Raw genomic sequence first — 13,403 nt, forward strand, 5'->3', positions numbered from 1 at the left:
CGGGCGGGGAGGGCGGGAGCGGCCTCCCGGCTCCGGGGGCGGGTGACGATCGCCCTGTTCCTGCTCCCGGCGCTGGCGCTGTTCGGTCTGCTGGTCCTGGCGCCGATCCTGGTGGCGATGTACACCAGCGTGTTCAAGTGGAACGGCCTCGGCGGCGCGCCGACCGATTTCGTGGGAGCCGCCAACTTCGGCCGGATGTTCTCCGACGAGGTCTTCCTCGGCGACCTGTGGCGGGGCCTGGTCCTGATCGTCCTGTCGACGACGGTCCAGCTCCCGCTCGCGCTCGGCATCGCCATGCTGCTCAACCAGCGGCTCCGTGGACGGGCGCTCTACCGGCTGCTGTTCTTCGCCCCGTACGTCCTCTCCGAGGTGATCACCGGCGTCCTGTTCACGATGATCCTCTCTCCCGACCAGGGCGTGGCCAACCGGCTCCTGGCCGTGGCCGGCCTGGAGTCGGCGTGGCTGTCCGACCCGTCGAGCGTCATGGTCTCGCTGTTCCTGGTCATGACGTGGAAGTACTTCGGCTTCCACATGATCCTCTACCTGGCCGGGCGGCAGGGCATCCCGGAGGAGCTCACCGAGGCCGCCCGGATCGACGGCGCCACCGCCTGGGAGGCGTTCCGCCACGTCACCCTGCCGCTGCTCGGGCCGACGATCCGGATCAGCGTTTTCCTGTCCGTCATCGGCGCGATCCAGCTGTTCGACCTGGTCTGGGTCCTCACCGGCGGGGGACCCGCCCACTCCTCCGAGACCATGGCCGTCACGATGTTCCAGTTCGGCTTCAAGAGGTACCAGGTCGGCTACGCCAGCGCGATCAGCGTCGTGATGTTCGTCATCAGCCTGGTCTTCGCGCTCGGCTACCAGCGATTCGTCATGCGCCGCGACACCGAGGGAGCGATCACCGTCATGCGAGACCAGCGATGAACCGGCATGGCCCCGCCCCCCGGCCCGCGGCGTGGCTGCGGCCCCTCACGCTGCACGCGATCGCCTGGGCGGTCGGGGCGTTCGTCGTCGTGCCGCTCGGGTTCGGCCTGCTCGGCGGGTTCAAGGACACCGGCCAGCTGTCGGCGAACCCCTTCGGCCTGCCGTCGCCGTGGGTCGTCTCCAACTACACCGACATCCTGGCCTCCGCCTCGTTCTGGCGGCAGCTCGGCAACAGCGTGTTCATCGCGCTGGCCACGGCGTCGGTGGTCGTCGGCGTCTCCGCGCCGGCGGCCTTCGTGTTCGCCCGGTTCGCCTTCAGGGGGCGCGAGCTGCTGTTCACGATCTTCACGGCCGGGCTGATGTTCCCGTTCACGGTGGCGATCCTGCCGCTTTTCGTCCTGCTGCGGACCTTCGGGCTGCTGGACAACCCGCTGGGCGTCATCCTGCCCCAGGCCGCCTTCGGGCTGCCGGTGACGATCATCGTCCTGCGTGGTTTCTTCCGGACCGTCCCGGGCGAGATCGAGGAGGCCGCGACGCTGGACGGCTGCGGCGCGCTCGGCTTCCTCTGGCGGATCCTGCTGCCGATGGCCCGCCCGGCGCTGGCCACGGTGTCGGTGCTGGCGATCGTGGGCAGCTGGAACAACTTCATGCTGCCGCTGGTCGTCTTCAACGACCCCGGCTGGTGGACCATCCCGCTCGGCGTCCAGCAGTTCCAGGGGCAGTACGCCGCCGACTGGGCGCGCATCCTGGCCTACGTCGTCCTCGCGATGGTGCCGGCGCTCGGGTTCTACGCCGTCGCCGAGCGGCGGCTGGTCGGGGGGCTCACCGCGGGGGCGACGAAAGGATGAGACGGGCGCTCAGGGGCGGGGTGGTGCCGTGCTTTCGCGGACGACGAGCTCGGTGGCGAGTTCGACGCGCCGGGCCTGGGAGTGGTCGCCCCGGCCGATGGCCAGGACCATGCGGGTGGCCAGGGCGGCCATGTCCTGCAGCGGCTGGCGGACGGTCGTCAGGGGCGGCCAGGCGGAGCGTGCCAGCGGCAGGTCGTCGAAGCCGACCACGCTGAGGTCCTCCGGGACGCGCAGGCCGCGCTGGCGGGCGGCTTCGAACACGCCGAACGCCTGCAGGTCGCTGCCGGCGAAGATGGCGGTGGGCGGGTCGGCGAGGGACAGCAGCCCGTGGCCGTGGTCGTGACCGGAGTCGACCAGGAAGTCGCCGTGCCGGATCAGCTCGGGGGCCACGGCGACGCCGGCGGTCTCCAGCGCCGCCCGGTAGCCGTCGATCCTGGCCCGGCTGCACAGCATGTCGGCCGGACCGCCGATGACGCCGATCCTGCGGTGTCCGAGCTCCAGGAGGTGGCGGGTGGCGGCCAGGCCGCCGTTCCAGTTGGTGGCGCCCACCGAGGCGACGTGGGGGGCGGGCTCTCCCTCGGGGTCGACGACGACGACCGGCATCGAGCGGGCGTTGAGCTGGCCCTGCAACCCGGCGGAGAGCCGCGACGCCACGATCACCACTCCGTCGGTACGGCGGGCCGCGATGCGCTCCAGCCAGTCGCGGCCGGGACCCGCGTGCGTGTGCAGCACGGAGATCACGGTGCTGGCGCCGACCTCGCGGGCGGCGGTCTCGGCACCCCGGACGATCTCCATCGCCCATGGGCTCTCGATCTCGGCGAAGACCAGGTCGATCAGCCCGACCGGTCCGTCGCTCTGGCTGACGCGCCGCTGGTAGCCGTGTTTGTGGAGCAGGCGTTCCACCCGCTGGCGGGTGTCCGGGGCGACCTCCGGCCGGCCGTTGATGACCTTGGACACAGTGGGGACCGAGACCCCGGCCTCTTCGGCTATCAGAGCGATTGTCACCCGGCTCTTCGCTGGCATGCGAGGGAGTATATCCGAAAACTTTCGGAGAACGATTCGGTGGCCCTGGATGCTGACCAGAAGTACATCCAGGGCTCTATTGACGTGTTATGCGTAATTTACTTATCCTCCGGATGTGAAACATTCGGCATTGTTTTGAAAGTTTCAGTGAGCCATACCGGACCTGTCCGGCCGCCGACGGCTGATCGCCGGGACCACGGCGGCCCCGGCGCGTCCCCGGCGGCTTCGGCAAAGGAGAACTGATGACCCTGCGTGTCTCCGGATCCCGTCTCGTCGACCCGGAGGGCGCCGCGGTACGGCTGCGCGGCGTGGGCCTCGGAGGCTGGATGAACATGGAGAACTTCATCACCGGCTATCCGGCCAACGAGTCGGAGATGCGGCGCTCGGTGCGCGAGGCGCTGGGCGAGGAGCGGGCCGAGCTGTTCTTCGACCGGCTGCTGACCTCCTTCTTCGGTGCGCAGGACGCGCGGCTGCTGGCCTCGATGGGCGTCAACTGCGTGCGCATCCCGGTGAACTACCGCCATCTCGAATCGGACGACCGGCCGTTCGAGGTCATCGAGCACGGCTTCCGCCACCTCGACCGCGTCATCGGCCTGCTCGCCGAGCACGGCGTCTACAGCGTGCTCGACCTGCACGCGCTGCCGGGGGCGCAGAACCAGCACTGGCACTCCGACAACCCCACCCACGTCGCCTCGTTCTGGCGGCACCGGCACTTCCAGGACCGGGTCGTGTACCTGTGGGAGGCGATCGCCGACCGCTACCGGGACCAGCCGTGGGTCGCGGGCTACAACCCGGTCAACGAGCCCGGCGACCCCACGGGCAGGGTGGTCGGGCCGTTCTACGACAGGCTGGTCAAGGCGCTGCGGGCGGTCGACCCGGACCACGTGCTCTTTCTGGACGGCAACACCTACTCCACCGACTTCTCGGTCTTCCGCGAGGTCTACGAGAACACCGTCTTCGTCTGCCACGACTACGCCCTGGCCGGTTTCGCGCACGGCGGGCCCTACCCCGGCTACACCCGGGGGGAGTGGGTGGACCGCGCCCAGCTGGAGCGGGCCTTCGAGCGGCGCACGGCCTTCCAGCGGGAGACGGGTACGCCGGTGTGGGTGGGCGAGTTCGGCCCGGTCTACACCGGCGACCCCGCGGTCGACGAGCAGCGCTACCGGATCCTGGCCGACCAGCTCGGCATCTACGACGCCCACGGGGCGGGCTGGTCGCTGTGGACCTACAAGGACGTCGGGCTGCAGGGCCTGGTCCACGCGGCCGGGCCGTACATGGAGCGCTTCGGGCCGTTCATCGAGAAGAAGGCGCGGCTCGGCGCGGACCGGTGGGGTTCCACGATGGAGGAGTCGGCCGACCTGCTGGCGCCGCTGCACACGCTCGTGGCCACCGAGTTCCCCGGATGGGACCCCTACCCGTGGGGCGCCCGCTACCAGACCGACGACCTGATCCGGCACGTCCTCATCGCCCAGGCGCTGCTGCCCGAGTACGGCGCGCTGTTCCGCGGTCTCGGCGACGACGAGGTGCTGGCCCTGGCCGACTCGTTCGCCCTGGCGGGCTGCGTCCGCCGCGAACCGCTGATCGACCTGCTCACCGCCAACCTCGCCGGGCGCCCTGGTTGACCGGGGACGACCAGGCACCCTGGCTGACCGGGGGCTGACCGGGGGGACGGCAAGGCGCCCGGGCTGACCGGGGAGAGGACGGCAAGGCGCCCGGGAGGCAACCCGCTTCCGGCTCCCGGGCGCCTCGCCGTCAGGCGCCGCCCAGGCGGCGGATGGCGAGTGAGGCGGCACGGACGGCGAGCGAGGGCGACAGCCGTACTCCCCGCCAGGCCATCCGCCCCGACGCCGGCGCCACGATGAGCGCCTGGTTGCGGGCGAGGCCCTTCATGATGTCGGCGGCCAGCGCGTCGGCCGAGTAGAGCCGGCCCTGGGTCCTGGTCGCCGACCGCCGGGCGCCCGCGCCGGTCGCGGTCTGCGGCAGGCCGGGGTTGGCGTGGTCGAGCAGCGGGGTGTCGGTGAAGCCCGGGCAGACCACGCTCACCTTCACGCCGTGCGCCGCCGCCTCGGCCCGCAGCGCGAGCGACAGCCCGACCACCGCGTGCTTGGTCGCGGTGTAGGGGGCCATCAGGGGAGCGGGGACCAGGCCGGCCAGGGACGCCGTGTTCACGATGTGGCCGAAGCCCTGCCGCATCATGATCGGATAGGCGGCGTGGACGCCGTGGACCACGCCGCGCAGGTTCACGTCGATGGTGCGGTCCCAGTGGTCGAGGGTGAGCTCGTCGGTGGTGCCGCCGACCGCGATCCCGGCGTTGTTGAACACGAGGTCCAGCCGGCCCCGCTCGGCCCTGACGCTCGTGACGAGGTCCCGCACGGCCCGCGCGTCGGTGACGTCCAGCGTCGCGGCCGAGCAGCCGAACTCCTTGGCGACCCGCTCGGCCCCGGCGCCGTCCAGATCCGCGACCACGACGTGCGCGCCGCGCCTGGCGAGCTCGCGGCAGAGGGCCCGGCCGATGCCGGACGCCCCGCCCGTCACGATCGCCGTCCTCATCGGGCCGCCTTCCCGGACGCCCCGCCCGTCACGGTCGCCGTCCTCATCGGAGCGCCTCCCCGGACGCCCGGCCCGTCACGGTCGCCGCCTTCATCGGGCCGCCTTCCCGGACGCCCCGCCCGTCACGGTCGCCGTCCTCATCGGAGCGCCTCCCCGGACGCCCGGCCCGTCACGGTCGCCGCCTTCATCGGACCGCCTTCCCGGTGGGTGCCGCCCAGATGCCCATCGCCTTCCAGACCCTGCGCTGGACGGGGTTCATCATGCCCAGCTCGGCGCAGAGCTCACGGGTCTTGCCCACCGAGTCGCGGATCTGCTGGGCCGTTTCGGGATTGTCGGTGTAGACCTCCCTGACGACGTGCTCCGGGATCCGGAACCTCTTGATCATCGATCCGGGGGGCGACAGCATGATCCGCGCCATGATGCCCAGGACGACCGGGGAGACGATCCCCAGCGCGAAGCGGCGGTGGCGGGGCATCCGCGGGACCCGGCGGCGCAGGTAGTGCCGGGCGAAGGAGATGTGCCGGGCCTCCTCCGCGATGTGGATCCGCATGATGGTCTCCTCCAGGGGGTGCCGGATCTGGCCCTCCTTGAGGGTCTTGCGCTGCACGTGGTCGATCGGGTCCTCGCCGCCGAGCACGAAGATGAAGAACAGCTCGGTGGAGATCAGCGGGATCCACGGGGTGATCTGGGCGAGCAGGCTCAGCGGGCCCGGCATGCCGTTGATCGGAAACTTTGTACGGTTGACGAACTCCTGGAACATCATCCCGTGATGTCCCTCTTCGATCGTCTCGTGGTAGACGTAGCGGAACTCGGGGGAGCCGTTCGGCAGCCGGTAGGCGTAGTTCAGCAGGCCGCGCTTGAGCAGGTTCTCGAACTGCAGGCCGATCTTCATGGCGGTCGCCACCCGCCACAGCCCGATCCTGGCGCGGGTCTCGGGCGTCTGCGCCCGGTACCAGGCGTGACCGCCCAGTTTGTCGACGCCGGGCAGCTCCCAGCGGGGGTCGTCCTGGCGGACGAGGAAGTCCTCGTCGTCCCAGGGGATGTCGGCGTAGGGCTCCCAGTGCTTGTCGACCGAGGCCTTGGAGAGGCGTTCGATGACCGCTTCGTAGGCGCGCTTCTCCGCGACCGTCTGGTCGCTCTCTCTGTCCGCAGTGGTGTTCGGGGCGGGTGTCATCGCTCCACTCCCATCGGGTGTCTGCGCCGTAATTGTACGAAGCATCTAATAGCGGGGGAAGCCCTCGCGAGGGTGTGAGCTCCCTCACGCCGGTGTGGCGTCCTTCCCTCAGGGTTGTATTCGGGTTACTCCCGATCCGGTCTGTGACCTGGTGGTAGCGGTGAGTGATGCGATCCTTCCCGTATGGCAGCGGTGTTCGCTCCTCGACCCCTCTTGGGAGCCGTGCTTCTGTTGTCCGTCAGCGTGGCCTGGGGGTCGGCTTTCCCGCTGATGAAAGACCTCATCGTCCGGATGCCGGTGGCGGACCTGCTCGCCGAGCGGTACGGCATCGCGGCGTTCGCCCTGTTCGCGCTCCGGCCGGGCTGCCTGCGGGGGCTGCCGGAGAGCACCTGGCTGACCGGCGTCCTGCTCGGTCTGCTGTTCGGCGTGGGCCAGACCGCCCAGGCCGTCGCGCTGCACGACCTGCCGTCCTCGGTCTCGGGCTTCACCGTCGGCTCCTCCGTGGTGATCACCCCGGTCCTCGGGCTGGTCCTGCTCGGCGCCAGGATCTCCGGGCGCACCTGGGGCGCGGTGGCACTCGCGCTGGCCGCGATGACGGTCTTCACCCTCCTGCGCGAGGCCGAGGGCGGCTCCGTCTCCCTGCCCGCGCTGGCCGTCACCCTGCTGTCGGCGGTGCTGTACGCGGGGCACACGCTGGTGCTGGGAAGCTTCGCCGGCGCGCGGCGCGACGCCTACGCGGTCACGGTGATCCAGCTCGGCACGATCGCGCTCATGACGGGCGTCCTCGCCGCGCCGGACGGGCTCACCCTGCCCCGCACGACGGGCGACTGGGCGCTCCTCGGCCACCTGTCGATCGTGGCCTGCGCGCTGGGCTTCCTGGCCCGGTCGTACGGCCAGCTCCACGTCCCGCCGGTGCCCGCCGCGGTGATCCTGTCGGCCCAGCCGCTCTGGGTGACCGCCCTGGCCGTCGTGATGTACGGCGAGCCGCTCACCTGGGCCGTCTTCCTCGGCGGAGGGCTGATCGCCCTGGCCATGCTCCTGGTCGTGCTGCCCGGCGGACTGCTCAGGACAGCACGTCGAGGGACAGGCCCAGCTCCCCCGCGGTAGCCGTACGGACGAACTCGGCCATGCGGGCCCGGGACAGCACGCGCTTGTGCACGGTCATCTGGGTGGACAGGCCGTCGATCAGCGAGACGATCCGCCAGGTCGCGCCGTCGGGGTCGGCGCAGGTGAAGGCCCCGGTCGCGGCCCCCTCGTCGATGATCGCGCGCAGTGCCTGCCGCCAGCGCAGATCCATCCTGCGCGACATCTCCTCCAGGTCGGCGTTGCGCATCGACTCGGCCCAGGCGTCGATCCACAGTGCCCACGACTTGGACCTGCCGGTGGGGGAGTAGAGCTTGAGCAGGCCGCGCAGCCGGTCCAGCGGGGAGCCGCCCGAATCCTCCAGCTTGGTGAGCGCCTCCAGGTCGCGCTCGGCCGCGTAGGCGAAGGCCTGGGCGAACAGCTTCTCCTTGGTCTCGAAGTGGTAGAAGAGCAGCGCCTGGCTGACCCCGGCGGCCTGGGCGATGTCCGCCGTCCGCGTGTGCCCGAACCCCTGGGCCGCGATGACGTCGCAGGCGGTCCGGAGCAGATCATCGCGGCGTAGTCGCCCAAATCCCCGTGCCACAGGGGAACCCTAGCGGGTCAGGGGGAGACGCAGGACGAAACGAGCGCCTTGCGGGCTGTCTTCCAGCCCCAGGGTCCCGCCGTGCGCCTGGGCGATCTCCCGGGCGATGGACAGCCCCAGCCCGGTGCCCCCGGCGTCCCTGTTGCGCGAGGCGTCCAGCCGGGTGAACCGGCGGAAGACCACCTCCCACTGGTCGGGGGCGATCCCGGCGCCGTCGTCGAGCACCTCCAGAACGGCCGTGCCGTCCTCCTCCGTCACCCTCACCGTGATCTGCGAGGCGGCGTGCCGTTCGGCGTTGTCCAGCAGGTTCGTCAGCAGCCGCGCCAGCCGGAGCCGGTCGCCCTCCACGACGAGGCCGGGTTTCAGCTCCCGGACCACCTCGACGCCGCGCTTGCGGCGCTCCAGCTCGTCGCCGCACAGCTCGCCCAGGTCGACCGGCTCCCTGGCCACGGGGGTGCCGGCATCGATCCTGGCGAGCATCAGCAGGTCGGAGACGAGCGCCTGGAGCCGGTCGAGGCTGGCGAGCATCGCGGTGGCCTTCGCGCCCCAGTCGGTGTCCTCGGGATAGAGCAGCGCCTCCTCCACCTGGGCGCGCATGGCGGTGAGCGGGCTGCGGAGGTCGTGGGAGGCGTCGGAGGCGAACCGGCGCTGCTGCTCCACCGCGCCCTCCAGGCGGTCCAGGGTCTGGTTGATCGTCTCGGCCAGTCTCCCGATCTCGTCGTGCGCCTCGGGCACCGGCACCCGCCGGCCGAGGTCGGTGGCGGTGATCTCCGCCAGGTGGTCGCTGATGTCGCTCACCGGGCGGAGCGCCCTGGTCACCATGTGGTGGGCGCCGACCCCGGCCAGCGCCACAAGTGCCAGGCAGGCGCCGACGAGCACGGCGAACACCTGGGGCTGGACGTACCAGGGGACGACGTCGTCGACGGAGTAGACGAGCCATTCGCCGCCGGGGCGGGGAATCCGCAGGGCGACGACCACCATGCACCTGCCGGGGAACTCGGGGATCCGGCAGAGCTCCCTGTCGGTTCGCGTGCTCCCGGCGGAGGGAGCGAAGTCCGCCACCGGGGGCGCGCCGGCCAGCGACGGGGTGGCCGCCACGACCGTGCCGACCGAGTTCACCACCTGGACGCCCGCGGCCTTCCCCTGGGGCAGGGTGACCGGCGTCGACGCCTGCTCGTCGAGGTGGATGACCTCCAGGGCGGCGCTGGCGACCTCGTTGGTGCGCAAGCCGTCCGCCAGGTCGTGCAGGGAGAGCGCCAGGACGGTGGTGGTGAGAAGGCCGCACAGGAAGGCGACGGTGATGGCGATCAGCGTCAGCCGTGTCCGCACGGACCAGGAGTTCCGCGTGACCACACCAATCTCTCCCCCCGAGATCAGACGATCACAATGGATGGATTGATTACCGATTCCTGGTGCTTCATGGCCAAGCGAGGGCAAATATCGCTCCTCCTTCTGCTGTAGAGCATTGCTCTGTACTGCCGGCTCGCCGCTGGTTAGAGTAAGTGCGCGCTGATTGGAGCGGACATGGACCTTGAGGAGTACCGCCGGAGGGCCAGAAGCTGGCTGGAGGCCAACGCACGGCGGAGCAGAGACGAGGACGACCCGGGCGCCGACGGGGTGGCCGCGGCGAAGGCCTTCATGGCCGACCTCTACGACGCGGGCTATTCGGGGATCTCCTGGCCGGCCGAGTGGGGCGGGCAGGGGCTGAGCCAGGCCGAGGAGCGCGCCTTCGCCGAGGAGGCCAAGGACTTCACGCTGCCGACCTACGTGTTCTCCATCGGACTGGGCATGTGCGGGCCGACCCTGGTCGACCTCGGCACCCCCGGGCAGAAGGCACGCCACCTCCGCCCGCTGCTGCGGGGGGAGGAGATCTGGTGCCAGCTCTTCTCCGAGCCCGGCGCGGGCAGCGACGTCGCCGCCCTGCAGACCCGGGCGACGGAGACCGAGGACGGCTGGGTGGTCAGCGGCCAGAAGGTCTGGACCTCGGTGGCCCAGCACGCCGACTGGGGCCTGCTGCTCACCCGGACCGACGTGGACGTGCCCAAGCACAAGGGCCTGTCGATGTTCGTCGTGGACATGCACGCCCCCGGTGTCACCGTCCGGCCGCTGCGCGACATGACCGGCCGCGCCCACTTCAACGAGATCTTCTTCGACGACGTGCACATCCCCGCGGAGAACCTGGTCGGCCGGGTCAACGACGGCTGGAACTGCGCGGTCACGACCCTCCTGCACGAGCGCCTGTCGATCTCCAGCGGCGTCGGCATGGGCGGCCAGAAGGACAACCCGGTCGCCTTCGAGGCGCTGCGCCACACCGTGGACACCGGCGACCACCTCGTCCGGGACCAGCTCGTCGAGCTCTACATCCGCTCCCGCGCGCTGGCCCTGTTCAACCAGCGGCTCGCCCAGGAGACCAAGGCCGGGATGTTCCCCGGCGCCCGGGGCAGCGCGGCCAAACTGCTCCTCGCCGAGCTCAGCATGTTCCAGGCCGACCTGGCCACCTCGCTGGCCGGCCCCGAGGCCGTGGCCTACGAGGACGACGGGCGGCTGGCCGGCTCGATCTCCCTCGCCCCCGCGCTGTCCCTCGGCGGCGGCACCAACGAGATCATGCGCAACATCATCGGCGACCGGGTGCTGAACCTGCCGCCCGAGCCGAGAGTGGACAAGACCGTTCCGTTCAAGGACCTGAAGACGGGAACCCGGCAGTGAACCTCGTCCTCACCGAAGAGCAGCGGGAACTGCGCGACACGGTCCGCTCCTTCCTCGTCGCCGCCTCGCCCCTGCCCGACGTCCGCCGGGCGGCCGAGTCGGAGAGCGGCTACGACCCGGCGGTCTACCGCCGCCTCAACGGCGAGCTCGGGCTCGCCGGCCTCATCGTCCCGCAGGAGTACGGCGGCGCCGGAGCCGGATACGCCGAGCTCGCGATCGTCCTGGAGGAGACCGGCGCGGCGCTGCTGCCCGGCCCGTTCCTGGCCACCGCCCTCGCCACGATCCTGCTGACCGAGCTGGGGGACAAGGAGCTGCTGCCGGACATCGCCGCCGGGACCACCGTCGCGACCGTGGCACTCGACGGAGACCGGGCGCTCAACGGCGCCGAGGCCGACGTGGTCCTCATGGTGGACGGCGCGCGGGTCCGGGCCGTCCGGGGCGGCGGCCGTACCCCGCTGACCACCCTGGACCCGACGCGCAGGCAGGCACGGGTGGAGTCGGTCGCGGGCGAGGCCGTCGCCTCCTCCGAGGCGGGGATGGAGAGGGTCCGCGACCTGTTCGCGGTGGCGGTGGCCGCCGAGCAGCTCGGCGTGCTGCGGGCCTCACTCGACGCGATCGTGGCCTACAGCCGGATCCGGGTGGCCTTCGGCCGGCTCATCGGCTCCTACCAGGGGGTCAAGCACAAGCTCGCCGACATGCACTGCAAGCTGGAGCAGGCCGAGTCGATCGTCCGGAACGCGGCCTGGGCGGCCGACGAGGCGCCCGGCGAGCTGCCCCTGGCCGCCGCGCTCGCCCAGGCCTACGTGGGCCGGGCCTGTTTCGAGGTGGCCCGCGACAGCCTGCTGCTGCACGGCGGGATCGGTTTCACCTGGGAGCACGACGCGCATCTGTACTACAAGCGGGCCAAGTCGGATGAGGTGCTCCTCGGCCCGCCGCGGATCCACCGGGCGCGTCTCGCCGATCTGCTGGAGCTCTGAGCCCGAGGAGGGATCCCATGCCCGACATCAGCACGCTCCCCGGTTTCTACCGGATCGCGCAGGCCGACCCGGACCGCCGGGCGGTGATCGACGCCGACGGCGCGGTGACGACCTACGGCGAGCTGCTCGCCAAGGTCAACCAGGTGTCGCACGGACTGCGGGCACGGGGGCTCACCGAGGGCGACGTGGTCGCGGGCGTGCTGCCCAACGGCCTCGACGCGGTGGTCATGCTGATGGCCACCGGGCAGATCGGGCTGTACTACGTGCCGGTCAACTGGCACCTGACCGCGGCCGAGATCGCCTACATCGTGGCCGACTGCGACGCCAAGGTCGTGGTCGCCGACCGGGACCACCCCGTGGAGGGGGCGCTCACCGGCGTCGGCGGGCTGGCCGAGGGCCGGCCCGTGACGGACCCCGGCGACCGGTCGGCGGGGACCGTCATGTGGTACACCTCGGGCACCACCGGCTTCCCCAAGGGCGTCCAGCGGCCCCTGTCCGGCGCCGAGCCGGAGGCGACGGTCCCGCTCGTCACCTGGTTCCTCGGCGAGGTCTGCGACCTGCGGCCGGGCGACGAGATCCACCTGGTGACCTCGCCGATGTACCACTCCGCGCCGTGCGCCCACACGATGTTCGCGCTGCACCTGGGCCACACCCTGGTGATCGCGCCCAGGTTCGAGCCGGTCGCGATCCTCGAACTGGTCGACAGGCACCGGGTGACCAACGCCATGATGGTCCCGACGATGTTCCACCGGATGCTCCGGCTGCCGGACGAGGTCCGCCGGAAGTACGACGTGTCGTCGCTCCGGCAGGTGATCCACACGGGGGCGGCCTGCCCGGTGGCGGTCAAGAAGGAGATCATGGACTGGTGGGGCCCGGTCCTGTACGAGTACTACGGCTCCACCGAGTCCACCATCGCCTTCTCCGTCAAGCCGCACGACTGGCTGGAACGTCCCGGCACGGTCGGCCGCCCGGCCCCGGGCTTCGAGGCGAGGATCCTCGACCCGGACGGCGAGGAGGTCCCCGCCGGCGAGCCGGGCATGGTCTACCTCAAGTCGGGTCTCGGCAGCTTCACCTACCGCAAGGACCCGGCGAAGACCGCCTCCAGCATGCGCGGGGAGTGGTACGCCCCCGGCGACATCGGCTTCATGGACAAGGACGGGTTCCTGTTCCTGTGCGACCGCCGTACCGACCTGATCATCTCCGGCGGGGTGAACATCTACCCCGCCGAGATCGAGGCGGCGCTGCTGGAGCACCCCGCGGTCGCCGACGTCGCGGTGATCGGCGTGCCCGACGAGGAGTGGGGCCACCGCGTGGTCGCGCTGGTCCAGCCGGTCCCCGGCCCCCACCCCTCCCCGCGGGAGCTGCTGGACCACCTCGGCCCGCGCATCGCCCGCTTCAAGCACCCCAGGGTCATCGAGTTCCGCGACGAGCTGCCCCGCACCCCCACGGGAAAGCTGTCGCGCTCCAGGGTCCGGGAGGAGTATCTGTCCGGATAGCGAGCCGCCGCTGCCGGGGGATCAGAGGGTGATCCATTC

General features: G+C 71.2%; 12 protein-coding genes. 7 read left to right on the forward strand and 5 right to left on the reverse strand.

The genetic code is table 11. The features are described 5' to 3' along the window. Together CA984_RS36140 and CA984_RS36145 are read left to right on the forward strand one after the other, a co-directional pair. Positions 1–924 (forward strand): ABC transporter permease subunit (locus CA984_RS36140; RefSeq protein ID WP_207621161.1); only part of this gene is annotated, 924 nt, incomplete at its 5' end. Beyond that, entirely contained in the window at positions 921–1,772 is an 852-nt protein-coding gene (locus CA984_RS36145; RefSeq protein ID WP_086577902.1) for a carbohydrate ABC transporter permease, read from the forward strand. The genes CA984_RS36140 and CA984_RS36145, both read left to right, overlap by 4 nt. A gap of 9 nt (positions 1,773–1,781) precedes the next feature. Here the strand turns inward: CA984_RS36145 and CA984_RS36150 are convergent, their stop codons facing one another. Further along, positions 1,782–2,795, reverse strand: coding sequence for a LacI family DNA-binding transcriptional regulator (locus CA984_RS36150; RefSeq protein WP_086577903.1), 1,014 nt, complete (start codon positions 2,793–2,795; stop codon positions 1,782–1,784). A 242-nt stretch (positions 2,796–3,037) separates the two neighbouring features. Between CA984_RS36150 and CA984_RS36155 the strand changes: the two genes are divergently transcribed. Then, entirely contained in the window at positions 3,038–4,417 is a 1,380-nt protein-coding gene (locus CA984_RS36155; RefSeq protein WP_086577904.1) for a glycoside hydrolase family 5 protein, read from the forward strand. A 130-nt stretch (positions 4,418–4,547) separates the two neighbouring features. Here the strand turns inward: CA984_RS36155 and CA984_RS36160 are convergent, their stop codons facing one another. Together CA984_RS36160 and CA984_RS36165 are read right to left on the reverse strand one after the other, a co-directional pair. Further along, a complete protein-coding gene (locus tag CA984_RS36160; protein WP_086577905.1) occupies positions 4,548–5,345 on the reverse strand; it encodes an SDR family NAD(P)-dependent oxidoreductase in 798 nt (265 codons plus the stop codon). 184 nt (positions 5,346–5,529) lie between these two features. Continuing rightward, a complete protein-coding gene (locus CA984_RS36165) occupies positions 5,530–6,519 on the reverse strand; it encodes an AurF N-oxygenase family protein (protein WP_086577906.1) in 990 nt (329 codons plus the stop codon). 222 nt (positions 6,520–6,741) lie between these two features. On the opposite strand from CA984_RS36165, the gene CA984_RS36170 reads away from it, so the two are divergent. Beyond that, positions 6,742–7,626 carry a DMT family transporter gene (locus CA984_RS36170; RefSeq protein WP_165781537.1) on the forward strand — a complete coding sequence of 295 codons (885 nt, stop codon included), beginning with the start codon at positions 6,742–6,744 and terminating at the stop codon, positions 7,624–7,626. On the opposite strand, the gene CA984_RS36175 is transcribed toward CA984_RS36170, so the two are convergent. Together CA984_RS36175 and CA984_RS36180 are read right to left on the reverse strand one after the other, a co-directional pair. Continuing rightward, entirely contained in the window at positions 7,583–8,185 is a 603-nt protein-coding gene (locus CA984_RS36175) for a TetR/AcrR family transcriptional regulator (protein WP_086577908.1), read from the reverse strand. The genes CA984_RS36170 and CA984_RS36175 overlap by 44 nt on opposite strands. A 9-nt stretch (positions 8,186–8,194) precedes the next feature. Then, complete coding sequence (locus CA984_RS36180) at positions 8,195–9,538, reverse strand: sensor histidine kinase (RefSeq protein WP_086577909.1); 1,344 nt, start codon at positions 9,536–9,538, stop codon at positions 8,195–8,197. A gap of 171 nt (positions 9,539–9,709) precedes the next feature. On the opposite strand from CA984_RS36180, the gene CA984_RS36185 reads away from it, so the two are divergent. From CA984_RS36185 to CA984_RS36195, 3 genes are read left to right on the forward strand one after another with little or no spacing between them, the layout of a single operon-like run. Next, the gene (locus tag CA984_RS36185) at positions 9,710–10,891 is read left to right on the forward strand and encodes an acyl-CoA dehydrogenase family protein (RefSeq protein ID WP_086577910.1); all 1,182 of its coding nucleotides are present in this window, start codon (positions 9,710–9,712) and stop codon (positions 10,889–10,891) included. After that, complete coding sequence (locus CA984_RS36190; RefSeq protein WP_086577911.1) at positions 10,888–11,868, forward strand: acyl-CoA dehydrogenase family protein; 981 nt, start codon at positions 10,888–10,890, stop codon at positions 11,866–11,868. Before CA984_RS36185 ends, CA984_RS36190 begins: the two co-directional genes overlap by 4 nt. 17 nt (positions 11,869–11,885) lie before the next feature. After that, a complete protein-coding gene (locus tag CA984_RS36195) occupies positions 11,886–13,364 on the forward strand; it encodes an AMP-binding protein (RefSeq protein ID WP_086577912.1) in 1,479 nt (492 codons plus the stop codon). The last annotated feature ends 39 nt before the right edge of the window (positions 13,365–13,403 follow it).

The sequence above is a fragment of the Streptosporangium minutum genome (assembly GCF_002149035.1).
In the GTDB taxonomy this organism is placed as follows: domain Bacteria; phylum Actinomycetota; class Actinomycetes; order Streptosporangiales; family Streptosporangiaceae; genus Streptosporangium; species Streptosporangium minutum.